The organism is Streptomyces sp. NPDC005492 (genome assembly GCF_040605995.1).
GTDB lineage: Bacteria > Actinomycetota > Actinomycetes > Streptomycetales > Streptomycetaceae > Streptomyces.
In genome coordinates this window covers 103,806-129,086 of record NZ_JBEXDX010000025.1, presented here as the reverse complement: position 1 = coordinate 129,086, position 25,281 = coordinate 103,806, and the positions used below count along the sequence as shown (strand labels likewise).

The 25,281-nt window shown below is 67.7% G+C and carries 25 protein-coding genes; 3 read left to right on the top strand and 22 right to left on the bottom strand.

Annotated elements, in window-relative coordinates; all coding sequences use genetic code 11:
* Window positions 1-177: 177 nt before the first annotated feature.
* The 14 genes from ABZT04_RS29165 to ABZT04_RS29100 all read right to left on the bottom strand — a co-directional run bounded on the left by ABZT04_RS29165 (window position 178) and on the right by ABZT04_RS29100 (window position 11,386).
* On the bottom strand, window positions 178-1,038 hold the full coding sequence (locus ABZT04_RS29165; protein WP_356059951.1) for a DUF6551 family protein: 861 nt from the start codon (window positions 1,036-1,038) through the stop codon (window positions 178-180).
* 164 nt (window positions 1,039-1,202) lie between these two features.
* Window positions 1,203-2,468 carry a site-specific integrase gene (locus tag ABZT04_RS29160; RefSeq protein ID WP_356059950.1) on the bottom strand — a complete coding sequence of 422 codons (1,266 nt, stop codon included), beginning with the start codon at window positions 2,466-2,468 and terminating at the stop codon, window positions 1,203-1,205.
* Between the two features lie 85 nt (window positions 2,469-2,553).
* Window positions 2,554-2,769 (bottom strand): excisionase family DNA-binding protein, encoded by a 216-nt coding sequence (locus ABZT04_RS29155; protein WP_356059949.1) that lies wholly within the window; start codon window positions 2,767-2,769, stop codon window positions 2,554-2,556.
* 490 nt (window positions 2,770-3,259) lie between these two features.
* Window positions 3,260-4,735: an ATP-binding protein gene (locus ABZT04_RS29150; protein WP_356059948.1), complete on the bottom strand. Its 1,476-nt coding sequence runs from the start codon at window positions 4,733-4,735 to the stop codon at window positions 3,260-3,262.
* Between the two features lie 2 nt (window positions 4,736-4,737).
* Complete coding sequence (locus ABZT04_RS29145; protein WP_356059947.1) at window positions 4,738-5,586, bottom strand: bifunctional DNA primase/polymerase; 849 nt, start codon at window positions 5,584-5,586, stop codon at window positions 4,738-4,740.
* Entirely contained in the window at window positions 5,583-5,705 is a 123-nt protein-coding gene (locus ABZT04_RS29140; RefSeq protein WP_356059946.1) for a hypothetical protein, read from the bottom strand. Before ABZT04_RS29140 ends, ABZT04_RS29145 begins: the two co-directional genes overlap by 4 nt.
* Before the next feature lie 151 nt (window positions 5,706-5,856).
* Complete coding sequence (locus tag ABZT04_RS29135; protein WP_356059945.1) at window positions 5,857-6,213, bottom strand: hypothetical protein; 357 nt, start codon at window positions 6,211-6,213, stop codon at window positions 5,857-5,859.
* A 19-nt stretch (window positions 6,214-6,232) separates the two neighbouring features.
* Window positions 6,233-6,697 carry a hypothetical protein gene (locus tag ABZT04_RS29130; RefSeq protein ID WP_356059944.1) on the bottom strand — a complete coding sequence of 155 codons (465 nt, stop codon included), beginning with the start codon at window positions 6,695-6,697 and terminating at the stop codon, window positions 6,233-6,235.
* Window positions 6,698-6,710: 13 nt separating this feature from the next.
* A complete protein-coding gene (locus ABZT04_RS29125; protein ID WP_356059943.1) occupies window positions 6,711-6,905 on the bottom strand; it encodes a hypothetical protein in 195 nt (64 codons plus the stop codon).
* Window positions 6,906-6,921: 16 nt separating this feature from the next.
* Complete coding sequence (locus tag ABZT04_RS29120) at window positions 6,922-7,173, bottom strand: hypothetical protein (RefSeq protein ID WP_356059942.1); 252 nt, start codon at window positions 7,171-7,173, stop codon at window positions 6,922-6,924.
* A gap of 141 nt (window positions 7,174-7,314) precedes the next feature.
* A complete protein-coding gene (locus ABZT04_RS29115; RefSeq protein ID WP_356059941.1) occupies window positions 7,315-9,540 on the bottom strand; it encodes a cell division protein FtsK in 2,226 nt (741 codons plus the stop codon).
* Window positions 9,541-9,624: 84 nt separating this feature from the next.
* Window positions 9,625-10,005 (bottom strand): RRQRL motif-containing zinc-binding protein, encoded by a 381-nt coding sequence (locus ABZT04_RS29110; protein ID WP_356059940.1) that lies wholly within the window; start codon window positions 10,003-10,005, stop codon window positions 9,625-9,627.
* Entirely contained in the window at window positions 10,005-11,099 is a 1,095-nt protein-coding gene (locus tag ABZT04_RS29105) for a conjugal transfer protein (protein WP_356059939.1), read from the bottom strand. Before ABZT04_RS29105 ends, ABZT04_RS29110 begins: the two co-directional genes overlap by 1 nt.
* The gene (locus ABZT04_RS29100; protein ID WP_356059959.1) at window positions 11,096-11,386 is read right to left on the bottom strand and encodes a hypothetical protein; all 291 of its coding nucleotides are present in this window, start codon (window positions 11,384-11,386) and stop codon (window positions 11,096-11,098) included. The genes ABZT04_RS29105 and ABZT04_RS29100 overlap by 4 nt, the downstream gene beginning before the upstream one ends.
* A gap of 497 nt (window positions 11,387-11,883) precedes the next feature.
* Between ABZT04_RS29100 and ABZT04_RS29095 the strand changes: the two genes are divergently transcribed.
* Window positions 11,884-12,642, top strand: a complete 759-nt coding sequence (locus tag ABZT04_RS29095) for a helix-turn-helix transcriptional regulator (RefSeq protein ID WP_356059938.1) — start codon at window positions 11,884-11,886, stop codon at window positions 12,640-12,642.
* Between the two features lie 2 nt (window positions 12,643-12,644).
* On the top strand, window positions 12,645-13,118 hold the full coding sequence (locus ABZT04_RS29090; protein ID WP_356059937.1) for an NUDIX domain-containing protein: 474 nt from the start codon (window positions 12,645-12,647) through the stop codon (window positions 13,116-13,118).
* Here ABZT04_RS29090 and ABZT04_RS29085 read toward each other — a convergent pair.
* The 3 genes from ABZT04_RS29085 to ABZT04_RS29075 all read right to left on the bottom strand — a co-directional run bounded on the left by ABZT04_RS29085 (window position 13,106) and on the right by ABZT04_RS29075 (window position 15,771).
* A complete protein-coding gene (locus ABZT04_RS29085; RefSeq protein WP_356059936.1) occupies window positions 13,106-13,672 on the bottom strand; it encodes an HD domain-containing protein in 567 nt (188 codons plus the stop codon). The two genes, ABZT04_RS29090 and ABZT04_RS29085, sit on opposite strands and share 13 nt — an antisense overlap.
* A gap of 1 nt (window position 13,673) precedes the next feature.
* Window positions 13,674-14,054 (bottom strand): GntR family transcriptional regulator, encoded by a 381-nt coding sequence (locus tag ABZT04_RS29080; protein ID WP_356059958.1) that lies wholly within the window; start codon window positions 14,052-14,054, stop codon window positions 13,674-13,676.
* 247 nt (window positions 14,055-14,301) lie between these two features.
* Complete coding sequence (locus ABZT04_RS29075; RefSeq protein ID WP_356059935.1) at window positions 14,302-15,771, bottom strand: hypothetical protein; 1,470 nt, start codon at window positions 15,769-15,771, stop codon at window positions 14,302-14,304.
* Between the two features lie 484 nt (window positions 15,772-16,255).
* Here ABZT04_RS29075 and ABZT04_RS29070 point away from each other — a divergent pair, with 484 nt between their 5' ends.
* Window positions 16,256-17,416, top strand: coding sequence for a pentapeptide repeat-containing protein (locus tag ABZT04_RS29070; RefSeq protein WP_356059934.1), 1,161 nt, complete (start codon window positions 16,256-16,258; stop codon window positions 17,414-17,416).
* A 390-nt stretch (window positions 17,417-17,806) separates the two neighbouring features.
* On the opposite strand, the gene ABZT04_RS29065 is transcribed toward ABZT04_RS29070, so the two are convergent.
* From ABZT04_RS29065 to ABZT04_RS29045, 5 genes are all read right to left on the bottom strand, one after another.
* On the bottom strand, window positions 17,807-18,526 hold the full coding sequence (locus ABZT04_RS29065) for a DinB family protein (protein ID WP_356059933.1): 720 nt from the start codon (window positions 18,524-18,526) through the stop codon (window positions 17,807-17,809).
* A gap of 134 nt (window positions 18,527-18,660) precedes the next feature.
* Window positions 18,661-19,827, bottom strand: coding sequence for an SUKH-4 family immunity protein (locus ABZT04_RS29060; protein ID WP_356059932.1), 1,167 nt, complete (start codon window positions 19,825-19,827; stop codon window positions 18,661-18,663).
* 553 nt (window positions 19,828-20,380) lie between these two features.
* Window positions 20,381-22,696: a molybdopterin cofactor-binding domain-containing protein gene (locus tag ABZT04_RS29055; RefSeq protein ID WP_356059931.1), complete on the bottom strand. Its 2,316-nt coding sequence runs from the start codon at window positions 22,694-22,696 to the stop codon at window positions 20,381-20,383.
* Complete coding sequence (locus ABZT04_RS29050) at window positions 22,693-24,309, bottom strand: 2Fe-2S iron-sulfur cluster-binding protein (protein ID WP_356059930.1); 1,617 nt, start codon at window positions 24,307-24,309, stop codon at window positions 22,693-22,695. The genes ABZT04_RS29055 and ABZT04_RS29050 overlap by 4 nt, the downstream gene beginning before the upstream one ends.
* Window positions 24,306-25,199, bottom strand: coding sequence for an FAD binding domain-containing protein (locus tag ABZT04_RS29045; RefSeq protein WP_327403651.1), 894 nt, complete (start codon window positions 25,197-25,199; stop codon window positions 24,306-24,308). The genes ABZT04_RS29050 and ABZT04_RS29045 overlap by 4 nt, the downstream gene beginning before the upstream one ends.
* Between the last annotated feature and the right edge of the window lie 82 nt (window positions 25,200-25,281).

The window sequence follows — 25,281 nt, the reverse complement described above, 5'->3', positions numbered from 1 at the left end:
GATTAATTCCCTCCCAGGATTTATTTATCTACGACTTACAGCGGGTGGCTTACTTGTTGCCGACCGGGCGCCGCTTCGGGGCCGGGACGTGCGCCCCTTCATCAGTTGACGGATATGAGCAAGGAATGCGTGATGCCCCGTACCGAAGGTAAAGGCGAGGCACCACGTCAGCTGGGACTACTCGAAGATGTTCGGGAGGGGGATGCGGTTGACGTTGCCACGGCGGTTCGCATTCCACGCGGAGGCAACAGCCAAGTGCGCCGCCTTGAGACGACCCTTGGTGCCATCGGCGCGCGTGTTGTTGTTGGTGGCGATGGTCTGAATCTTGGCCTTGAAGGAAGTGGGGTCACCCTGGCGCTTGAGCTTCTCGGACAGCTCCGTGCGCTTCAACTCAGGGTGCTTGGAGATCACCGTGGCGATGCCTCCGATGGTCACGGCGTGCCAGGTGTCGGGGACACGGCCCCAGGCGCCCTCGGCGACAGTGAGCGACTGGTCCAGGATCTCAGGGCCGTGGTCCATCACGATGCTGAGGATTCCCTTGATGCCACGCACGCCGTTGGCGGAGCTGCTGCCAACCTTGAGCTGGTGCTTCTCCAAAACGTCGTTGGTGTCCTGGAAGAGCGGGTGCCCGGCCAACAAACCGATCCTGAACTCGTCGTTCGGGCCGACCTTCGAAGACTCCTTGTTCTTGATGATGAACAGCGAGGCCTCATTGGCCATCGAGAGGTCGGAGTGAACCTCGCAGGTGATGCTCTGGACAGCCTCTCGAACTGACTTCGCAACCGAGACCTCACCAGCCAAAATGAGCTGGCAGGCATAGACCCGGTGCATCCCGTCCACGGCGTACAGCCCGTCCTCGCGCGCCGAGAGAATCGGCGTCCCGAGAGCGGTGGGAACCAGCTTCTCAGCGATGGCCCGCGCGCGGACCTTGTTGAGGTTGCGCTGCGCGCGGGGGTCGAACTTGATGGTCGTCGGGTCCACCTTCATGTACTCAATCGGGTGGTCCGGAATGTTGTAGCTGTAGTCCTTGCTGGGCAAGGTTTCTCCCTTTGATGTCAGCGCCCCAGTGGGGGCGACGGCGACTTCTTTTGTGTCAGCACCCCAAGGGGCGACGGCGACACACGTCTGCTCCCGAATGCGGGAGACGGCGACTGAAACTATGGTATCGGACAACTAAGCCATTCGAGGGACAAGTTCACTTGTTAGGACATGCCCTCATCACCGTCGTCCGCCGCCCGGAGCACATCGGACTGCCAAATCAGGCCGTCCAACTGCCTCGCGATATCCGTCCGGACGGCGTCCACCATGTGCTGATAGCGGGCGGCCATGGCCGTGGTCGACCAACCCATGAGGCCCATGACGGCACGCTCAGGTACACCGAGGATCAAAAGAACCGTGGCGGCCGTGTGACGCGCATCGTGCAGACGTCCATCCCGCACCTTCGCCTCTGCGAGAAGAGCCTTCCACTCTGCCCAGTCCCGACGGTGGGACGGGCTACGGCCGTGCTCGTCTGGAAACACCAACCCGTTCTCAACCCACCGCTTCCCGGCCGCCTCCCGCTCGACTTCCTGCCCCTTGAGATGAACACGGAGTAGGTCAACGAGCTGTTCGGGGAGTCCGACCGCCCGGCGGCCGGCGCGCGACTTGGTGACGGACAACTCCGGGTTGATCCGTCGTTTCTGCGGGCAGTACCCGGCGGCCTTGCGTCCGCAGGGCTCGGGGCACCCGTGGGCGTACTGAGGCCGGTGGCGACTACGCCGAACAACGAGGAACCCACCGGCGAGATCCACGTCATCCCACTTCAGTCCCAGCACCTCCCCTTGACGAAGTCCGAGGGCGAGGGCGACGGCCCACCGTGCGGAGTTGCGCTGTTGGTCAGCAGCCTTCAACAGCCGCTGCACCTCTTGGACGGTGTAGGGCTCCACCTCGTGATCCCCCGTCTTGGGCGCCTTGGCCAACTGCACCGGGTTCTTGCCGAGATGCCCCCGCCGCACAGCCTCGTTGAGCGCGGTGCGGAAGGTCCGGTGCACCTGGTGAGCGGTCGCGGGCTTACTGCCGTTGGCCTGCATCTTGGCGTAGAACACCTCGATGTGTTCGGGCTTGAGCCTGTCGAGACGGTGAGCCCCCAAGCCGGGAACGAGGTGCTTCCGAACGGCCACGCGGTACCCGACCATCGTGTTGTCGTTGACGGCGAGGGGCGCGACGTTCTCAACCCAGTGCGTCAGCCACGCCTTGACCGTCCACGCCTTGCCGGGTTTCCGCACGGTCTTGGCGTCACGCTGCTTCTCCAACTCGCTTACAGCGGCCGTCACTTCGGCGCGCGTCTTGCGCTCGACATGTCGGCGGTCCGGCGTGCCGTCGTCGCGGACGCCGACGGTGACGCGGCCGTGCCATTTGCCGTCCTTACCGAAGTAGATCGAGCTTCGGCCGTTGGGCTGCCGAGTGCGCTTCTTCTTGTCCTCTGCCACAGGCAGACTCCTGTTTCTTGTGTGTCGGGATGGAGACCAGGGCGGCGGGCTGTCCTGTCCGGGAGTGCCGCCGCCCCGGGCGTCGTCAAGCGGCTTGGTGGGCGGTGCGGAGTCGGGTCACGTACGCGGCCGGCGCGTCGGCGGGGATGCGCCGGAGTCCACCGACCATGACGGACTCCAGTTGTCCGGTGCGGATGAGCTGGAAGCAGGTGGTGCGGCCAATTCGTAGGCGGCGGGCGGCCTCTTCGACCTTGAGGAGTACGAGGGTGTTGTCGAATGGGTTGGCAGGGGCCGTGTCCATGCGGAGATCTCCCAGGGGGCGAGGAGCGGACTTGGGGGGCCTTGCGGAGGTGGCGAATGGCGCGTCTGTCCGAGGCGTGCATTTCTGCGTCATTGCGTCGCCAGCGTCATTCAGGCTTTTGACCTGCTGTTTTAGGTGACGCGGGTGCCGAGACCTGCGTCATGGATGCGTCATGGGCTGCGTCATCCGTGACGGGGTCCATGACGCAGATGACGCAGGATGACGCAGGAGTGGCCGTCTGCGTCACGGATGTAGCCGCAGGTCAGGTGCCGTTTCCCGTCTCGCGTGACGCAGATGACGCAGCGTCTTCCCTCTTAGGACAAACGAAGGGGGTGTCTGTCGTAGTGCGGTGCCGCTCAGAACGCGAAGAAGGAGCCGCTGCGCGGCACGTCCTTGGGGCGGTGCTGACGCACCGAACAGCAAGAGGAGCACCGGGCGGCGAGGCGCGATGGTGCTCCTCTTGCTTGTCCGCGCGAGCGCGGGATCACGGTCAGAGCATCCGTTGCTGCTCGTGCAGGGGTGCCGAGGCGGGGCGGGTCATTTCCAGGTACCGGCCCTGACTGGTGCGGCCCGAATCGATGAGCACACCCCGCGCGGCGAGAGTGGGCTGTAGGCGCTTGAGTCGGTCGGAGAGCACCTTGCCCGTGGTCGGCCACCCCTTGGGCAGCGAGCGGCAGTCGTCGCCGCTGTAGCACTGGCTGAGACAGTGCAGCCACTCCGTGGCCGGCATCCGCTGCGCCGCGCCCGGCTCGATGGTGTCGGCGTGCTTGAGGACGGTCTGTGCCAACAGGTCGCCCTCGATCACGTCGTCGTTCAGATCATCCAGCCGGGCCCGGTACGCAGCCAGAGCGCCGAGCCCGGTGGCCGCGTCGAACTGCGCGCACAGGTGCGCGAAGTCCGCCATGCGCAGGTCGGTGGGAGTCTCCGCCTGCGCCGCGCGGACCCTGACCGTGAGGTCCAGCAGAGACCCGAGCACGACGGGCAGCACTTCCTTGTACTCCGCCCACAGTTCCGCCTCGGTCCGCCGCACGCGGGGCCGCTCCAAACGGAGCGGGAGCAGGCGTTCGGCGAGGTCGGGCCGAATGACTCCCACATCGATCCCGGTGAGCAGCAGCGGCCGGCGGTAGCCGACGCGGAAGACGTCCCCGTCGGTGAACAGGGCGCGCTTGACGCTCTCGGCCCCGGTAACGATGCAGCACATGGCGTCGGACAGGTCCGGCGACATGTGCGAGAGGTTGTCCAGGGCGGTGACCCATCCGGCTGCCACGGCGGCGATGAGGTTCTCTTCGTCCTTCGGGGCCCGGCGCAGGTCGCCGCTCATTCCTTCGATGATCCGCACGAGCATCCGTCCGCCGGTGGACTTCCCCGCGCCCTGGGGGCCAGTGAGGAACGGGGCGGGCACCGGGACGGACGGACCGAGGCAGCCGATCAGCCACGCGATGGCCAGACATTCGGTCTCGGCGCCGGCGAAGTTGCACAGCCGCATCAGCAGGTCGATGCCCTTGCCGTTGGTGTCCTTGACGGGCAGGGGGAGTTCCCCGGTGAGCTGGGTGCGCCGCCAGCACACTTCCTGCGGGTCGGGGACGGTGATGTCCCAGCCGGTCGGGTGGATGCGTACGGACCGTCCGTCATCGCGGCCCAGGTCCAGCCAGGTCGCCCCGTCGAATCCGGGGGCGACGCGGATGTGCACAGACTGCACGTCCTCGGTCAGCGCGAGTGCTTCGATCAGGTCCAATGCCTCTTTCAGTGCACTGCCGTTGAAGGCGCCGTGTCCGTCGCGGTAGAGGCCGACCATGAGTTCCTGGCGGTGGCTGCCGGTGGTGCCCTGGGAGCGGATCGGGCGGGCGATGGGCTGGCCGTTCTTCTGCGCGTACACGGTCCCGTCCGGGGTGCGGAAGTAGCGGAAATGGGCCTGCGCGTAGTCGGTGATGATCTGGCGGGCGGGGGCCTTCTCGTCGTCAGCCATGGTCACAGTCCCAACGTGGTGAGGGCGTTGGTCCACGCGTCGGTGCAGTGCCGGGGCGTTTCGCCCTTGGCCTGCGCGGCGGTGAACAGCCGGGCGGCGTGCGTGTCCGTGAGGCAGCCGCACCGGCCGTGCGTGGACAGCACGGCGAGGAACGTGCGGTAGACGGTTGCGTGCACCGCCTCCCGGGCGCCGGTGATCTGCTGCTCCGCCATCGCGATGCCACGGTCCAGGAACACGGGCGAGCGGTGGCGGCACACCCCGCTTTGGCCTCCCAAGGGTGCTGAGAGGGTCTGTGGCGCCCTACGGGCCGCAGAAGGGTCCGTTAGTGCCAGAGCGCGCACAGCGCCCGGGAGAGCGGCCATGGCGCCGCTGCCCCATCCAAGCCAACGGGCGTACGCCATAAGGGACTTGACGTCCACGCCGGGCCGCACGGCGTTGGCGGACGGCATGACGCCCCGGTAGATCCAGTGCTCACCCCGGGTCGTCGGCACGATCCGTGTGGCGGGCAGCGCCGCGCGCGCCCATGCGATGGCCGCCGCGTTGTCCAGGTCGACGACGGTCAGCCCGGCGCCCCCGGGGTGGTAGGCGACCGCCGCCGCCCGACGCCACGCGGTAGACCACTGCGGGGAGTTGAGAACGTGCGGGTCAGTGGCGGCGGCGGCCCACGCGTGGCAGGGAGCGGGGCACGTGCAGGGGCCAGGGGTCTTCATGTTCGGCCGGCCGCCGCACGCGTTCTTCGCGCAGGTGCGGCAGTTGCCGAACGGAACCTTCCCCGCTCGCAGTGGCAGCGGCGGGATACCGTTCGCGGCGAGGTCGAGCGCGGTCCGCAGGTGGGCGATCGTGGTGCTCATGCGACCGCCCCCAGCGTCCCCGCACCGGCGAGGTAGGCGCGGCCGATCCCGGCGCGGTGGTAGCCCATGGCGGCACCGCCGGCACACGAGAACAGATCCAGCAGACGCGGCCGGGACACTCGCCCCGATCGGGTGGCAGGGGCTGAAGGGCCCTCGCCGAAAACACGCGGTTGGGTCATGCTGTAGGTCTCCTGTTCTGCAACGTCGGGATACGGAGACCGAGGGCGGTGGGCTGTCCTTGTCCGGGAGTGCCACCGCCCTCGGGCGCAGCTAGTTGGTCTTGACCCAACGGGCGTACTCATGGCGGACATAGCCGCGCGGGTTCTTGGTCGCATGCGCCGGCGCATGGTCCATGTCGAGCAGATACAGGGCGGCGGCTTCTGCGGTTTCGGTGGCGTCGCCGTCCAGCTCGTTGGGCTCGTCCAGCAGGGCAATGCGATCGAGCAGCGCGGCTTTGCGGAGGTAGTACTCCCGATCCATCTGCGTGAAGCACTCGCGGGCGGCGACGGTGCGGAACGTCCAGCCGATTTCGCTGATGATGCTCGGGGCGAGCGCGTACGCCTTTGCCGGCGTCGGCCACACTCCCGGCTCGGGGTGGTGGTCGGCGGTGACGCGGATCTCGAACATGGCTCTCCTGCCTGCTTGTTCAGCCGTTGAAGTGGTTGCGCTTGAAGACGGCCTTGCGGATGTTGAAGGTGTTGCCGCCGCTGTGGCCGCTCGCGCTGAAGACCTGCACGGCGATCCAGCCGCCGAAGATGACGGCAGCGAGGGTGATGAGCTGGGTGATGAGCGCGGTCAGGGCTGTGATGAACGCGGTCAGCATGAGCAGTCCGCCGCAGACGGCGAGGAACCCGACACCCCCGAGGGCGATGTTCACCGCCGTGCGCGAGACGGCCGGCTTGGCGGCGACCGGTTCGGGCTTGGCGGGCTCGATGGCGTAGCCGGTGACGACCCGGCCGTCCGGCAGCACGATGCTGGTCACGGACGGGATGGCGCCAGGCTGCACGGGCATGAGCGGCGCGGTGTGCGCGGGGGTGAGCGGGGCGGGGCGGTGGACTTCCACGGCCGCGACCTGGTGGCCGCTCGGGCGGTATGCGGTGGGTTCGTTCACGTCCGTTTCCCTTCTAGCGGCCGATGCCGGGCATGGCGTCGGTCACGGCGGTGACGAGATGGTTGACGGTGTCGGCCGCGCTGCTGCCGGCGAGGTAGAAGCCGAAGAGCGCGATGACGACGGCCGCGCCGAAGCCGACGGCCTTGAAGCGCAGCAGCAGCACGGCCACGACGGCGAGCAGCAGTACGAGCGGGATGGTGAGGGTCATGGGTCCTCCCGAGGAGTCAGCGGGTGCCAGCGCGGTAGGTGCGCGCGGCGCGGTTGTAGATCCAGCGGCCGACGCGTATGCGCTTGCCGGTGGCGTCGCAGCGGCGGCAGTCCTTGCCGCGCTTGACGCGTCCCTTGCGGTCGGTCTTGAAGGCGTGGCCCATGCCGGCGCACTTGCGGCAGTCGCCGAACGGGCTCAGCCAGCACTTGACGCTGTAACAGAGAGCGATGGCAAGTAGGCAGGCGATAGCGAGCAGTGGAAGGCTCATCAGGGGCCTCTCAGGCGGGGTTTTGAGGGTTTCCGCAGGTGGGCCTCTACTTGCTAGCGACCTGATCAGGCCTGGTTTTGGTCGCTAGCAGGGTTGCTACCGGTAGCGACGCCTGCCGCTACCGGTAGCAGGCTGTGAGACCTATCCGGCGTCCCGTTTTTCGTTGCGCTGCGTAATCGCGGCGGCGAGGTCGTCGCGCTTGATGCCGCGCTTGTTGACCTGCCGTCCGTCGATGCGGCGGCTGATCTGGTCGGTGGCCACGCCGAACGGCTTGAGCGCTGCGGTGAGCGCTTCCGCCTTGGGCTTGGGCTCCAACTCCGCCCACGGGCCGTAGACGTCGGGGCGCAGGTCGGCGAGGCGGTCGACGATGGTCTCCGACCACACCTTGGCCTCGCCCTTGCCGAGCACGGCCGCCACGTCGTCCAGGACCGTCGCGGATACCTCCGGGGCCGGAGCCTCGCCCGCCGCGTCGCCGGACAGCGTGCCCTCCGCCTCGCGCAGCGCGGCGGCACGGGTCAGGATGCGTTCGGCGTCGCGGCCGTCGGCGAGGTAGGTCCGCACGATCCCGGAGTCGTCCGACATGCCCTTGAGTAGACCGACGCCCTTGTGGGACTTGAGCAGCTTGGACGCGTCCAGACCCTCGGAGTACGAACCGGCGCCAAGGATGGTGTCGGAGACCTGGTAGGCGCCGACCCGCAGCGCGAACCGCGCCTGGTGCTGGTCACGCAGCTCGGAGGGGCAGGCCTTGTCGTCCGGCTTCTGCGTGGACGTCATGACCGACACGCCCACTGCGGGGGCGACCCGGGCGAGGTAGACGAGCAGGGAAAGGATCTCCTTGCCGTGCTCGGGGTGCTGCAAGTACTCCTGCACCTCGTCGACCACGAACAGGGTCAGGGGCATGTTCAGCTTCTTGTCCCGGCTGATCTCCGGGGTCAGCTTGCCCTCGGGGCAGATGTGCAGCGGCAGTTCCGAGAGCCGGTGGTAGCGGTCCTCGACATCCGCCTTCAACTCCCGCAGCGAGGTCAGCAGATGCGCCACCGGGTCGATGCCGTTCTTGGGCACGATGCCGAATCCGATGCGGTGGGCGACCAGCGCGAACCGGCGCCAGTCCGGTGACGCCTTGCCGTCGAACACGTACAGGCGCACGTACGGGTCCAACGCGGCGGCGAGCGCGATCGTCCGGGCAGAGAACGTCTTGCCCTGCCGGGGCACGGCGCCGACCAGCAGCGACAGCCACAGCATGGTGGCCATGACCGGGTTGCCCCGCTCGTCGACACCCCACGGGAACGGCTTCCAGAAGTCCACCCGGGTCGCCCCCAGCAGCGGCGACTTGCCGGACGGAACGGCGAGCGGGTCGCGGTCGGCGATCCAGTACGACACCCTGCGCTCGCTCGTCTCGTCCTTGTCCAGGAAGAGCTGAGTGGCGGCGATGTCCATGCCCGACGCGAGCTTGGTGTGAGCGTTGAGCGCGTCCTTGAAGGACTTGCCGAACGGCAGATCCACGATCACGCGCCATCCGTCGCCGTCACGGCCGATCGGCCTCGGGAAGGCGATGTTCTGGTCCTTGCTGGTCAGCCCGGACACCTCGTGCGCGCGGATGACGATGTCCGAGGACAGCTTGCGCTTGCGGAAGGTCACCTTGGCCAGATCGATCAGCGGTCGGTCCGCCGGCGCCCCGACCACACCCAGCGTCGTCATCAGCGTGGCCATGGCGAGCAGCAGCAGCCAGGACGGGGCCATGACGAACAGGGTCAGGGTGGCGGCGAGGCCGACGATCCCGGCGAGGGTGGCCACGATGCCCCGCAGGCGGACGCGGTCGTTGCGCTGCCGCGACAGCTTCAGGTAGTCGGCAGCGTCCTCGTTGGCCACGGAGTGCAGACGCAGGGATTTGCCTTCCGCGTCGAACACCCACCGGCCGATCGCTGTCGACCAGCGCCACGCGCCGCGCGGCGAGTACCACAGCACCTTCGGGGTGTAGATGCACGGCAGGCGAACGGCGTGATAGCCGATCACAGCCGAGTAGTGCCGAACGGCCCACTTGCGGACCGCCGTTCGCTGGTCGGGCAGCTTCACCCAGTCCGGCAGGACGGGCAGACGGGCCTTGTCCTTGGCCTCCATCCACTCGGCTACCGAGGGCGGGTAGACCTCGCGCGGTGGGTCGACCGGGGCGCCCTCGGCAAGGCCGTCGGCCTCGGGGTCGTCGGTGTCGGGGAGTTCGGCCTCCCACTCCCCCGGCTTCACGTCCGCCTCGGCAGGGGTGGCGGGCGGGGTGGGGTTCTTCTTCAGCGGGAACGGCAGCACGTCGGCCGTCCGCTCGTCGGTGCTCTCCGGGTCGTCCGGGGGCGGGTACAGGGGGTTCTCGGTCACGATGGTTTCTGCTCCTTCACGGAGTCGAAGGGTCCGGCCGGCTTGCTGTGGAAGGTGGGCGGCCGGACCCGGAGTTGGGGTGTTTCAGGCGGCGCGCTGTTCCTCGGGATAGGCGCAGGTCACGCAGGTTCCGAGCGAGGTGGGGATGACGTATCCGGCTTCCTTGCGGCACTGCGGGCAGGTGCGGCGCGCGCACATCGCCTTGGCGAGCGCAGCGCGCTTGGCCGGCGTCATGGGCCGTACCGGCTTGGCACAGTCGACGCGGTAGAGATAGGCGACCAGCGGTCCGCGCCGGTAGCGCGGACGCAGAACCTGCGCCGCGATCGGCTGGCCACCCGGCCGTAAGCCCCGCGCACGGAGCTGACGGCGGGTCGCGAGGCCGTCGGGGGCGTACCGCCACGGGTAGGTGGGGACCCCGAAGCGGGCGCCGTTCGGGTCGAAGCACTTGCCGAACGCCCCGGCCATCACGCGACCTTGGCGCGCTCGGCAAGGATCGTGTCTCGCAGGGTGCGGGCGTTCGCCGGCGAGGTGCGGACGGTGCGGCGGATGCCCTCAGCGGTGATCTGAGTGTCGGGCCATTCGGCCGTCGCGGTGCGCGCCTCAGCGAGCAACTGATCGGCGGTGCGCTTGGGTCGGGGCGATCGGGCCACCACGGGGACCCGGCCTGTCGCCCGGCGGGATCGGGGGGCGTCGGCCGCCACCGCCCGAGGCCTGGTCGACTCGACCAGCGCCGGGTCGATCGGCGAGGCAATCGCCGGTACGGGCTTGAGCGGGAGAGTCGACTTCACGTAGTCGACCGCCACCGCATCGGGCACTCGAACCACCGTTGCCGTGATCGGTTCGGGGGCCGATTCGGGCAGGTCAGCCGTAGACCGATTCCTCTCGGTCTCGGTAGATTCCTCCGCATTCGCGATCCCGGCGAACATGGCAGACAGAGCCGCGTCCGCGCCGTCCGTCACCCGATCGCGCTGGACGTCCAGCAGTCGCGATCCGAGGGCCACGTCACCGACGCCGACCTTGCGCGCCAGGCGCCACGACTTGCGATCGGACCGCTTCCGAACCTTGGTGTCGGGGTGGTTGGCGGCACGGGCGCGGTGGTAGGCGAGGGCCTGCACTACGGCGGCGGCCTTGCGCTCGCTCTCCGCGTCACGGCCGTCGGTGTGGACGACGATGCGGCGCGCGAGGAACGCCATGCCCTCAGCAGACACGCACATGCCCATGGGGGTGATGGCGTAGATGACGGTACGGCCCGCGTCGGGACCGGCCATCGCGGCCATGACCGACGCGGCGGCCGGCAGCGCCCACAACCCCAGGCGCACGACGTGCGGGGAGGACTGTCCCAGCATGGTCAGTCCCAGCAGGACCAGCGCCAGAACGGCGGTCGCGCCCTCGCCGGCAGCGAGCGCTCCCAGGGCGGTGCCCTTGCCGTAGGCGTGACCGATGTTGCTGTACGTGCCCATCCCACCGACCACGCCCGTGGCGACCATCGGCAGGAACGCGCACCCCAATACGAACTTCTGAGTGCTCGTCAGGGGCTTGCGGGCCTGAGGGGTGTTCATGCCGCTTCCCCCGTTCCCTGCCGGTGACCGCGAACGGCGCGCAAGAAGGGCACCGTGCAGGTCAGCGCGTCGGCGTACAGGGCGTCCCAACCGGCGACCTCGTCACCGGCCTCGCCCATCTCGCGCAGGTCCCGCAGGATGTCGCGGGCCGCGTCCTTACGGGCCCGCCGCTCCTTGGCCGTCTCCGGCTTCAGCGGGCCACGAAACAGCTCGACATCGATGCCGAGCGCCAGTTCCGCGAACTCCAAGTCGCCATGGGCCTCTTGGCCGGCGACGTAGGTGCGCATGCTCATGGTGGATCTCTCCTCGTGCTACGTCGGGATAGAGACCGGCGCGGCGGGCTGTCCTTGTCCGGGAGTGCCGCCGCGTCCGGAGATGAGGCCAACGCCGCACGTCGCGGCGGGCCAAGTGACCCCGGGCGGAAGTCGATTCCGCACCCTCACGGCTGGATACCGGGGCCGACAGCCATCACCCGGCCGCCACGGGGACGGGGTCAAGCCCCGTCGATCTCAAAGCACTCTGTTGAGTTCTCAAGGAACCGGCGCTGCCTTTGTACTCACCCCCTCGGGCTTTCCTCCGAACGCTCGATGCAGTACCTGTTTTACAGGTACTGCATAGGGGTCCGTCAAGTGCATCGACGGAACCTCTTGGTTTTTGCGCCGGGACTTCTTGGCGCACCATCAGAATCGCCCCAGGTCAGGGGACTTGGTTACCCCATACGTGGACGTCCCAGGGACGTCTAGGTACCTTCAAGACGTCCCTAGACGTCCCATCAGGAGTGCAGATGTCCAACGAGCGCTTGCGGTCAGCCCTGTTGTCGCAGGGCATGACGGTGCAGGATCTAGCCGACGCCATCAACGTCAACGCGAAGACCGTCGAACGCTGGATCACGCAGGGGAAGGTTCCGTACCGGCGACACCAGTACGCGACAGCGTCAGTCCTAGCGGTCGACGTGACGACTCTTTGGGACGACTCCCGCGCCGTCGAAAGCGCTGCGGACATGAGCAAGGCGGAGATCGTCACCATCTATCCGCACCGCCACATGGTGCCCGCAGGGCTCTGGCGTGAGATGTACGGACGGGCAAAGCTGCGGCTGGACATCCTCGTCTACGCGGGACTGTGGCTGTCGGAAGATCCTCAGTTCATCGACCTCCTCAAGGCGAAGGCTGAAGAGACCGCTCAGATCCGGGTCTTGCTCGGTGATCCTGACTGCCCAGCAGTTCAGCAGCGCGGGATCGACGAAGGTCATCGGATCATGGACGGCAAGATCCGCAACGCCTTGATGAACTACCGCCCGCTCTTCACCAGCCATCCGGATATCCACTTCCGGTTGCACGACGCGACGCTGTACAACTCGCTCTTCCGGTCGGATGACGAGATGTTGGTGAACACCCACGTCTACGGCATCGGCGCCTACATGGCTCCCGTACTGCACCTGCGGCGAGTGCCCGGCGGCGGGCTCTTCGACACCTATGCGAATAGCATCGAACAAGCCTGGGGAGGCGCGCGCCAGGTGCTGGAAGACGACTTCACGGGAGCTTGAGCATGGGACGCATCGACTATCTACACGACCCCGACGCCCCGTCGGCCAACTCGGTCGTTCCCTCCGTTGTCGCGTTCGTACAGAATGACGCGGCCCAAGTGCTGATGATTCAGAGATCTGACAACGGGCGTTGGGCGCTTCCCGGCGGTGGCCACGACGTGGGCGAATCCATCAGTGACACGGTGGTCCGAGAGGTCTGGGAAGAGACGGGCATCAAGGCCGAAGTCGCCGACCTGTCGGGGATCTACACCGACCCGGGTCACGTTATGCAATACGACGACGGCGAGGTCCGCCAGCAGTTCAGCATCTGCTTTCGCGCCCGGCCTGTTGGCGGTGAGCTGCGCACGAGCAACGAAACGACACAAGTCCGCTGGGTTGACCCAGCGGACTTGGCGCAGTTGGACGTCCACCCCACGATGCGGATGCGTATCGAGCACGCGATGGACCGAACCCGGCCGGCTCCCTACATCGGCTGACGCTTGGCAGCGGCGACCCTTTCGAGTACACGCCCCGTACTCGCCAGAATCTCGGGTTCAGCGCGACGGATGAACGTGCCGATCAGGCTCTCCGGCCCATACCGTCCCGTAATCTCGTTGACCCGATCCACGGGATTCGTGGGGGTGCCGTCCGGCGTCGTGTTCATGTCGCAGTAGCAGAGCGCGTCGTTCAGGTGCGCGCTCTCACGCGGGAACTCCCCCTCCAACTCGTCGCGCAGGCCACGCGCGTCGGCCTCCATCCATGAGCAGGAGTGATGCGCCACCAGGTGCACGACCCGCTCATCGGCTTTGGCCACGTCTCGCAGGTAGCGGGCGCCGTCGAGCGGATGGAAACCGGTCTTGGCGAGGTCGGGTGCGTAACCGATGTCGTGCAGCACAGCCGCAGCTTCCAGCAGCTCGGCGTCATCCCCAAGGATGAGCGCGATGCTGCGCGCCCGCTCAGCAACACCGAGGCAATGCTTCCAGCGACGCGGCAGGGGCTCAGCCAGCAGGGACTCAGCCAGGGGGTAAGCCCACTCCGTCAGCTCCGACAAGCTAGGAACGCTCCTCTCGATTCGGCACAGCGCGGACGGTCCGCACCTTGCCTTGCCCTCCACTCGCCAGCACGCCGGCGACCTCCAGCTTGTCGAGCGCCTTTGTCACAGTAGGGCGTGAGGCTCCGAACCTGGTGGCGAGAGTAGACGCACTAGGGAACGGTGCCCCGACTTCCAGGCGATCATCCGTGATGACGGCCGCGATCCGCTCCTCAAGCGGTCGACGGTCCGCCCCGTCGCCTGGCCTGATTACGCGCCAGCGCCCACCAGGTACCGGCTCCGCGTCACCGCTCCTCCGCAGCGCCTGGAACGCCCGGAGGACCACTCCACGGGAGACGGCATACGTGTCTATGAGGTCTGCGACCGGGGGTAGTTCTGCCATCTCCTGGTCATCGTCAATCTGAGCCTTCAACGCGGCCGCGATCTGTTGGAAGGTCCCGCGCGGACTCGCCGCCTGCGACACTCTCTCTCCTTCGCCCGTGCTCATCACATTGCAATGCCCTAAGTGTTGCACTTACCAGCTCATACGTTGAGGTCTCGCCGGGTAACGCCTGCGTCGCTGCGACTGAATGAACCCGAACCCTTTAGTACTGAACGTTCAACCACACAACCGCGAGAGCGCGGGGGATTCATTTCTTACCTCCGAAAGCTCCTGTGATTCTGGAGGCATTGCCTAGTCGCTCCATAATAGTTGGATCAATCGACACACTGGCAATTGCAGCAAACATAAGTACGAACGACGATACGGTTGGACTGACGGACGCACGAAACCATGAGAATGGATCGAACAGCACTATGTAGGAAGTTCCAGCCATGACCGCAAGAGCCAGTAAATGGCGAGATATTCTAAATAGCTTACGTCGCAGCAATTCCTTTTCGGAAGTTTCCACCGCGAGCAGCTCCCAGTTCCCCTTCGCCGCATCGATAAGCGCGGCCACGAATGCCTGGTTCATATCCGCCAACTTCTCACCCCCTGTCGCCGCAACCACCTTCCATTTCCTAGCAGCTGCCGCTATCCCATCACAGATTTCAGATATCGCCCCATCCGGAATTTCATCACCCACCCGCAGACTCCTCTTCCAGCGCCCCTCTGCCGTCTGTGCGACCTTTTCAAGATGCCTAATAATTTCAACTCTGACCGAACTCGTTAAATACGTCCTCAATCCCTCATTGAAGCTTTCACGCCTGAGAGCTTCCTGGGAAAGTTTGGCCAATTCCATAAGGTCCAAGAGGATACGCGCGGAGGTCACCGCATCGCCAGGCTCTTTTGGGCCCACCTTATACCTGACATCATCAAGGAAAGACAAGAATATTCCAACTAGAGTTAACGTCGCGAACCCCTTGAGTGCATAGAGAACGCAGATATCGACGCTCCCAATGGCGCTACGAAAAAACCCCGGGACATAATTCTTGTGTTTCGAAACCAAATCGACAATGTGGCTTCTCCAGCCGTCTTGCACCACAAAGTAAAGAGCAGATCCCGCCGCAATCCACCGCCACACGTTGGGCAGTCTCAGATTCACGAAACCTAGTATCACAAGAATCCGACCATGAATAACGAAGAGGGTGATAGCCAGAATCCCAATAACGATCGCCCCTCGGTCCGGAAACTTCGAGAAGTCATCCTTCCTCACGACCAACAGCATTATTACCCACATAGAAACAATAAGCACCAAGAATGACAATGCCCCAAAGATGGACGGGTGCTCATCCATGAAATCCTCAAAGACAGTCGACCAGCTAGCCCGGGCATTATCTGTCCAGTGGGCAGAGCGAACCGCATCTTCAACTATAGGAATATCTTCGGGTTCGATTCCATCCAGTAACCAGACTTGCCGTCCGTGCATTTCAGCTTTTTCGGCCAGGCTCTTGACTCTCTTTTCTGGTAGCTCCCTAATCTTCTCGCTTTGCTCTTCCAGCCATAAACCGAGAACCTCGCGGGAAGTCTCAGGCTCTACACCCTCGGCATGGTTGTAAGCCCACCATTCAATGACTTCACGACGAATGGCACTCCTCACTTTTGTTAGTTCTTGCCGCAGGTCAAACCGCTCGCCCTCTTCATCGTCCGGACTACCTTGCGATCGATCCTGATGAGCCACGAACTGAACCTCCCCCTGACGTCAGCTGCGGGAACGTTAGCGCACGTGCCAGCTACCCAAGAGCGGCATCGCTCAGCCCGCCGACGTTGTCCGGCATAGGCGGCGGTTGGACGGAGACGAAGAGCAGAGGGTGCGGGCTGGCACCCCGGAACCGACTCTCGATGCTGTGTGCCAGGAGGTGAGGTCGTCCAGCCACTGTGCTTGAGCTCCCCGCGCCCGTCTCATTCCGTCTCGTTCATAGCCGTATGAGGCTGTACAGCGCCGTTCACTCCATCCAGCAACCACAGAGTTCGTCCGGGATTGAACGCCCGCGAACGCGTCCGGATGATGTCCTGACCAGCCCGGACGAACTTGCAAAGCATGAGCGGCCACGGAGGACACAACTCGGACAGAGCGTCCGGCTGTTGCCGACCCAGCCTTGTCCCATCTGGGGTATCTGGTCAAAGTACTGTCGCAGGCTGCCACCCAGCCGCATGCTTCTGACGTGGCACTGATACGCCGGCGGCCGCGCAATGCTCCACGCGGCAGGTACACCCCTAAGCTCTGGTCCGTCTGGATCGTGGCACCGCTCGCCCTCCTGGTCGTCGGCGCCCTCAGCTTCGGCCTCTACCACTACGTGTATGGCCTGCTCGCCCACGCGGCCAAAACCCAGAACCCTCGTAAGCCAGTCAACGTCAACGACGTCATCAAGACGACCGTCACCGTTCTGACCCTGACCGGTGCCGTCCTCGCCGGCGTCTACGCCTACCGCAAACAACTCCTCTCCGAGGGCGATGCACACCGCGCGGACGCAAGCCAGCTTGCTGACCGCTACACCACGGCCGCCGAACAGCTCGGCCACGACCAAGCTGCCGTCCGCCTCGCTGGCGTCTACGCCCTCGCCCGCCTCGCCGATGACTGGGAAGAACAACGACAGGTCTGCATCGATGTCCTGTGTGCCTACCTCCGCATGCCCTATGAGCCTGACCCATCGGCACCAGGGCATAAGGCAGGCGAACGCCAAGTACGGCACACAATCATCCGTGTTATACGCGACCACCTGCGCGTCCCGGACACACCCACCTCCTGGTGTGCGTGTGACTTCGACTTCACCGGCGCGACATTTGACGGCGGTGACCTTTCAGGCAGCACGTTCTGCAGCACCGTTGACTTCACGGGCGCAACGTTTAGCGGCGGCGAGGTAGCTTTCGGTGGCGCAACGTTCAGCAGCGGGCTCAGCTTCAGAGGCGCAACGTTTACCGCCGCCGAAGTCTTCTTCGGTGGCGCAACGTTCAGTGGCGGGGTCAACTTCGTCGGCGCAACGTTCAGCAGCGGCAGAGTCAGTTTCGTCGGCGCAACGTTCAGCAGCGGCAGGATCAGCTTCAGAGGCGGAACGTTCAGCGGCAGCGAAGTCGCTTTCGGTAGCGCGATTTTCAACAGCGACAGGGTCAGCTTTCTCGGCGCAACGTTCAGCGGCGGCGAGGTCTCTTTCAGCGGCGCAACGTTCAACAGCGACGAGGTCAGCTTCAGAGGCGCAACGTTTACCGCCGGCAGGGTCTACTTCGGTGGAGCAACGTTCAGCAGCAGCGCACCTATCTTCGACGGCGCAACTTTCACCGGGACCCATGTGGCGTGGGGCAATATGACCAGGCCCGCAGGTGTCTAGGAGCGCAGCACTGTAGCTAGTCCCGGCGGTTGCGAACCATGTCGAGCTGCCCTCGGCCGCACGCCGGTAACGTCCACGTACTGCCACTCCGTGCCCACCCGGCTCGTAGTCTCCCGAGCAGAGGTCGTCGCTCAGGCTCTGACCGACCACGCTTGAGCAAAGCGAGACAGAGGCGGCCGTCTCAGTTTCCGTCTCATTCATCGCCGTACGCAGCTGTCCCGAGCCGTTCACTCCGCCTCAAGCGGCCTAGCGTCCGTACGGGAATGAACGCGGGTGAACGAGTCCAGATCATGCCCTGACTAGCACCAACAAACCTGCAAAGCGAGTTACGCGGGTTCGATTCCCGCCACGGCCTCCAACTGCCTGACCAGGCAGAACGGAAGGGCGGCGCTACCCGTTGGCCATGAGGCGGGTTTGCCACAGGTCTCGTAGCAGTGCGATCTCCGCCATGTGGTGGATGAATCCGAGGTTGGAGCCTGCCAGTACGGCGATGTACGGGTCGTCGGGGTCGGAGCCGTAGGGGTATTGGGAGAAGCCGACCGTGTCCAGCTGGGCTTCGGTGACCGTGGCGATTGCCTCGCGCCAGCGGTCGATCGCCGGCCAGAAGCGGTCGAGGGCCTGGGTCGCCGAGGGTGTGAAGTCGACCATCTGCTTCGGGTCCTGGCGGCGCTCGCCGAAGGTCCACTCCCACGCGCCCGCGAACTCGAAGTGCAGGTGGCCCAGGCGCCAGGCGATGGTCGTGATCGGGGTTGTGTCGGGTTCCGGTTCGCCGGTGTGGGCGAGGATCTGCTCGACCCGTTCGACGCTCACGCTCCAGTCCTCGGCGATCTTGGCCACGGTCATGCCCTCGGCGGACTGGCGGGCGACCTCGGCGTACTCGCTCGCCGGGATGTCCGGTGCTCCCAGGTCCAGCACCCACTCGCCCGGGCCGAACGCCCTCGGTGTCACCGCCTCGCTCCGGCGCCGCAGAGACCAGCAGTCGGGCGCCGGCTCCCAGAGGTACTCCTCGTCACCGAGTCCCGTCAGCCGGACCTGGGCCATCTCCCGGGCCTTGTCGAACTGGTCGAGGAGTATGTGCAGTCGGTCGGTCCTTGTGCGCTCGGTCGCCATGCCGGTTCCCCTCGCCGTCGCGGCTCGTGCGTCGCCGCGGTCAGGCGGACGGTAGCGCTCGCCTCATACCGGTGCGAACGAATTCCGCAGTAAGGGGTTGTTCGTGACAGGAGACACCGCTCAGAACACTCCGCTCAGAGCACTCCGCCCGCCTCGTCCTGGAACGCCTCCGTCCAGTAGTGCCAGTCGGCGGTCCGCGCTCCCGTCCCTGTCGGGTCCACCGCCGACAAGGTCTGGAGCATCGTCGTGGCCAACTGCTCGTAGGCCTCCGCCGTCAGCTCGCCCGCCAGGTCCGCGTCGAGGGACCTCTCCCGGTGCAGCAGCCAGAGGGTGAAGGCGAGGGTCGAGACGTCCGTGTTCAGCGGGGACAGTGTGGCCTCGGGCTCGCTCCAGGTCAGGATCGCGCCCGTCGTGCCGTCCACCACCAGGCTGTTGTCCTCCATCAGGTAGCCGAGTCGGATCAAGTGGTCGGCCCTGGGCGGGAGTTGCTCGGCGGGCTCGTCCTCGTAGAACTCGGTGAGGGTGGGGAGCGGGACGTCCGTGTCCAGTTGGACGAGGAAGGCGTCCTCGGGCAGGCCCGTCTCGCGCAGGAAGCGGCGGGTCGGTTCGTGGGTGAGGGTGGCCGGGAAGTCGACGTCCTCGAAGCGGGCGACCGTGCCCTGGCCGAACTCCTGGTCCAGCAGGCGGGCCGGGATGTCGAGGGTCAGTCCCGACGTGGTGCCGGGGCCGGCGACGAGGGCCAGCGGGCGGATCAGTGCCGCCGCCTTCCAGAACGGGGGCACCTCGCCGTCCGTCTCCGACTCGAACACCGCGAGCAGCTGGCGTGATGCCTCCGCCGCCGTCTTGGTCCCGTGACGGCCCTCGTAGGAGGCGAACTGGCCGCGCAGGCCCGTCAGTTCGTCCGTCGTCGTGGTGAAGCGGGTGAGCGTCTCGACCGACGGGGCCAGCGGGCCGGCCTCCATCAGGTCCGGGCGGTCGTGGAGGAAGTACGTCGTCGCGATCTCGCCCGTCTCGCCGTCGAGCAGGATCGACTCCGCCTCTCCGCCGCCGGGTCCCCTGAGCGCGCCTATCACCAACTGGTCCCGGAGCTCCGCCGCGAGCGGGTCAGGGTCGCCCAGCCGGTCCGCGACCGTCCGCAGGCCCTCCCTGCGCAGCTCCTCGAAGGTCAACAGGCCGCTGTCGCCCGGCAGTCCGGGGCCGGTCAGCCACCGGCGGGTCGAGGCGTGCGTGACGTACGGATCGAGGTCGTCCTCGCTCAACGTGATCGTGATCGCCGTGGACCTGGCGTCCATCGTGCTCATGGCTCCCCCGTGCATGAATCTTCCCCCGTGCTCTTCCCCGTGATGTGTCCCGTGCGACCCGCGGCCTCAGCGATCCGGTCGTGTCGTCCCCACTGCCCAGAACACTACGCGGCACCACTGACAATGACCCTGACCTGCTAAAACACCTCACGGGCGCGGAAACGTCCTTAAACGTCCCCACTCACCAGACGCTCAGACCACCCGCGAACGTTCCCGCCCCTCGACGATCGCGTCCACCGTCTCCCCCACGGTCAGCGCGGAATTGGGTGGGCGCGGATCAGGTCGACGTACGCCGTCAACTCCGCGCCCGGCACCACGTCCTGGACGATCGTCGTGGATCAGCCGACGTGTACGCGTCCGCCGCCGACAGCCGGTGGTGCAAGCGGAGTTGGGACTCCCCCGCACCGCCCGCGCCGGGGACGCCTCCTCGTACCCGGAGACGATCATCCACCGGAACACACCCCCCGGGGACATGCGCCACCGTCGACTTCCCCGCAGCCATCACCCCGGTGATGAGGGCAACCCCCTCAAGCACCCCGAGGCCCCCGCCCGCCTACTGCCCGTACTGCCCGTTCGTCACCACCGCGGCCTGTCGTCTGATCGGGAGTCGGTTCACCGGGCGGCCCGTCGCCGCGCGTACCGCGGAGGCGATGGCCGCCGGGGAGGTGACCACGGGGACCGCGCTGACCGGCTTCGCCCCGAAGGGGGCGACCACGTCGCGCTCCTCGACGAGTTTCACGATGCGGATGTCGGGGGTGTCCAGGGCGGTGGGCAGGGCGTAGCCGGTGAGGTCGGGGTGGCGGATCAACCCGCGCGCGGTGCGCAGGTTTTCCGTCAGTGCGATGCCTACGCCCTGGGTGACGCCGCCCTCGATGCGGGCGACCAACTGCGTCGGGTTCAGGATGCGGCCGACGTCCTGGGCCAAGGCCAGTTCGACGACCCGTACGGAGCCGAGTTCGATGTCGACGTCGACCACCGCGCGGATCGCGCAGAACGCGAGCCCTACGAAGGCGTCGCCCTGGCCCGCCTCGTCCAGGGGCTCGGTCGGGTGAGGGCGGCACTGGGCGGTGGCCCACAGTTCCTTGCCGTCCATGGCCTCGGTGACGGTCGTGGACAGGACTCCGTCGTAGGAGGTGATTTTTCCGTCTGTGATCTGGAGGAGTTCGGTCGACATGCCGAACTTGTGCGCCAGGGGCTGGAGAAGCTGGGTGCGGACCATTTTCGCGGCCCGTTCGACCGCGCCGCCCGAGACCCAGGTGTGCCGGCCCCGGCAGCCGGGGCCCGCGGGGGGCTGATCGGTGTCCACGGGGGCGACGTGCACCTCGTCGATGCCGAGGGTCTCCTGGACGATCTGCCGGGCGAGGGTGGTGAAGCCCTGGCCGGTCTCGACGGCCGCGCACAGGACGGTCGCGATGCCGTCGTGGACCTTCACGGTGGCCGTGGAGACCTCGTCGGCGCCCTCCGCGCCGAGCATGTGCACCATGCCGACGCCGTAGCCGACGCCCCGGCGCACCGCGCCCGGTTCGCCCGCGCCCTCCGGGCCGCCGGGCAGCAGCCACTCGTCCTCGGGGGTGTCCTTGGGGAGGGCGGGCAGCGGGAAGTCCCGTACGGCCTGGAGGAGTTCGGCGACCGGTGCCGGGCAGGTGACCGTCTGGCCGGTCGGCAGGACGTCGCCGGTGGCCAGGGCGTTGCGCAGGCGCAGTTCGGCCGGGTCGACGGCGAGCTTCTTGGCGAGCTTGTCCATCTGTGCCTCGTAGGCGGCGCAGACCTGCATGGCGCCCTCGCCGCGCACATGCCCGGAGGGCGGGTTGTTGGTGCGGACGGCCCAGCCCTCGATGAAGGCGTTCGGGACGACATAGGGGCCGCAGGCGAAGGAGACGGCGGCGGCCAGGGCCTCCGAGGAGGTGTCGGCGTAGGCGCCCGCGTCGAGCAGTACCTGGGCCTCGACCTTGACCAGACGGCCGTCCTCGTCGGCGTGGTGGCGGTAGCGCAGCAGCGTGGGGTGGCGGTGGGTGTGGCCGAGGAAGGACTCCTCGCGCGTGGCCGTGAGTTTGACCGGGCAGCCGGTCTTCAACGCGAGCAGTCCGAGCGGGAGTTGGAAGCCCTGGTCCTCGCGGTCGGCGGTGGCCCCGGGGACGCCGGTGACGACGACCTTCACGCGGTCGGGTTCCAGGCCGTAGCAGGCGGCGGCCGTGTCGCGGTCGGAGTGCGGGTCCGTGGAGGCGAGGTACAGCTCGACACCGCCGTCGGGGCGGGGCACGGCGAGACCGGCCTCGGCGCCGATGGGGGCGGGGTCCTGGCGGCCGATGCGGTACAGGCCCTCTACGACGATGTCGCCGACCGCGTCCGGATCGCCGTGGCGCAGCGGGATGTGCCGGATCAGGTTGCCGTCGGGGTGCAGCGGTTCGGCCTCGAAGGCCTGCTCGGGGTCGGTCACCGGGTCGAGTACCTCGTACTCGACCATGATGGCCGCGGCGGCCATCCGCGCGGTGTCCGGGTGGTCGGCGGCGACGGCGGCAATGGGCTCCCCGTGGTGGCGCACCACGTCGGAGGCGAACACCGGACGGTCGGCCGTGCCCCGGCCGTACCGATCGCTGCCCGGCACGTCCTCGTGGGTGATGACGGCCCGTACGCCGGGCATGTCGCGCGCGTGGGACGTGTCGACGGACACGATGCGCGCGTGCGGGTGCGGTGAGCGCAGGACGGCCGCCCACAGGAGGCCCTCGGCCCACAGGTCGGCGGCGTACGGGAAGGTGCCCTCGGTCTTGGCGCGGGCGTCGGCGGCCGGGAGCGAGGCGCCCAGGCCGTGTCCCGGATGCTCCGGGGCGGGCGCGGCGTCCGTGGTCGCGGCGACGGTTTCGTTGCTCACGCCTGGCCTCCGTCCTGGCCGTACACCTGGTCCTGCGTGCGCGGTGACTCGAACGCCGAGTGGTGGACACCACCGGCTCCGGGGCCCGCCTGATGGGGAATACGCGGCTCGTCGCCGTCCGACTCAGGTTCGGCGGCAGCGGCGTGCGCCTCCCGCTCGGCGACGACTTCCTGTACGGCGTCCAGGACGCCCCGGTAGCCGGAGCAGCGGCACAGGTTGCCGCACAGGGCCTGGCGCGCCTCCAGTTCGGTGGGTGCCGGGTTGCCCTCCAGGAGGTCGTGCACGGTCATCGCCATGCCGGGCACGCAGAAACCGCACTGCACGGCCCCGCACTTGGCGAGGGCCCGCTGCACGTCGGAGGGCTGTCCCTCGACGGCCAGGCCCTCGACCGTACGGACCTCGCTGCCGGCCGCGGTGACGGCGGGCACCAGGCAGGAGGCGACGAGCCGTCCGTCGACCTGGACGTTGCAGGCCCCGCACTCGCCCTGCGAGCAGCCGTCCTTGGCACCCGCGAGCCCGAGCCGCTCGCGCAGCACGTACAGCAGCGACTCGCCGATCCAGGCATCGGTGACGGGCCGGTCGGCGCCGTTGACGCGCAACACGTAGGAGGCGAGCGGGTGTTCCTCGCCGGAGATCTTCGGGGCCGGTTCGGCGGCCTCGTCCGGGGCGTCGGTGTCGGCGGCCGTCACGGGTGCCTCAGCGGCCTCCGGGGCGGCTTCGGCACCCTCGTCCGCCTCGACCGCCGCGGACGGCTCAGCGGGCCCCTCAGCGGCCTCCGCGGGCCCTTCGGTGTCGTCGCCCGCTCCATCGCTCCCCTGCGCCGACTGCGCGTCGGTCGCGGCGAGTTCGGCGGAGCCGTCGTCGTGACGGCCTGCGTGCGCGTAGGTGTCGCCGTACGGGTACGGGTCGCCCTGGGGTTCCGCGTACGGCTGTTGGATCGTCTCGGGGGGCGGTCGGGTGGCCGCCTGCGCCGAGACCTCGCCGGTCGCGTGCGTGTCCGGCGGGAGTTCCACGCCCCGGCCGTCGGTGTGCTCGGCCACGTCCGCGCCGGACGTGGCCTGCTGTGCCCAGTTCTGGCCCGCGCCGTCCGTCGCCCAGGGCGCGGGGGCGCCGCCGGGCAGGGTGGCCGGCGGGGTGCCGCCCCACTGCTCGACCAGGGACGACGTGGTGAACTCGCCCGATTCGTCCGGCAGATCACCGCCGGCCACGGGGATCGACCACTCCCCGGTCACATCGCCGCCGGGAGCGGCGCCCGCGTCCTGGGCGTTGGTGTCCTGGAAGGTCCACTGGCCGGTGGACCCGGGGTGGTACGAGAACCGGTCGTCCCCGGCCGTCCCCTGCTGCCCCCCGGCGTTCGGGTCGGGCCACTGGACGCCCTCGGCGGGTCGCGCCCAGGAGCCGGTGGCCGACGGGTCGCCGTCGGCGTCCTGGGCAGGGGTGGCCTCTATGGGCGGCGGCACATAACCGTGGCCCGGGGCGGCCAGGAGGGCGTCGATGCCCCCTTCGGGGAGTTTCACGAAGGCCGTGGCACCGTCGTCGTAGTCCCCTTGGGGCAGCGGGTCCCAGCGTCCGCCTCCCTGGGGGGTGCCCTCTCCGTGCTGGTCGTCGGTCACGACAGCGCCCTCCCGAGTGCTCGTCGGGCCAGTGCGGCGACGGTGCGCCGCAGGTGCAGTACGGCGGGCGGCAGTTGTTCCACGGACCCGTCCTCGGCCGGGACCGGGTCGGGGATGCAGGCCGCGGCGACGTACTCCCCGAAGGCGCTCAGGGCCTCGGGGACGATCGTGCGGCTGTTGTCCCAGTCGATCAGCCGGGCCACCCACTGCTCGGCGTCCAGTGGTCTCAGTGGCATCGGCGCTATGGCGCCGACGGCGCACCTGACCCCGCGCCGGGCGGGGTCGAGGACGACCGCGACGGACGCGACCGAGCGTCCCGGGCCGGTCCGGCCGGTCGCCTTCAGGAAGACCTGGGGGGCGTGCAGCAGGGGCACGCGTACGAAGCCGATGAGTTCGCCGCCGCGCAGCATCTCCACGCCGGCCAGGAGGTGCGACACCGGGATCTCCCGGCGGGCGCCGTCCTGGCCCGCGATGATCAGCGTCGCCTCCAGGGCGGCCAGTACGGGCAGCGCGTCCCCGGTGGGCGCGGCCGAGGCGATGTTGCCGCCCAGGGTGCCCGCGTTGCGGATCTGCGGCGGCCCCGCGGCTCGGGCGGAGGCGGCGAGCGCCGGGATGAGGGCGGCGAAGTCGGGGCGGCCCATGCGGGCGTGCGTGAGCCCCGCGCCGAGCAGCGCGTGGCCGTCCTGGTACTGCCAGCCGCGGATCTCGCTGATCCGGCCGAGACCGACCAGCGCGCTGGGCCTGAGCTGCCCCGAGTTGACGGCCGCCATGAGGTCGGTGCCGCCGGCCACGGGGACGGCCGTGGGCAGGTCCGTGAGCGCCGCCACGGCCTCGTCCAGCGTTGTGGGCAGCGTGACGGACTGCCCCGCCTGCGGTGCGTGCGTGGTCAAACCGGCTGCCCCTTCCCGCTGCCCCACCTGGTCCCACCTGTTGCTGCCGTACGGTACGTGCTGACAGGGCGGACGTGGCAAC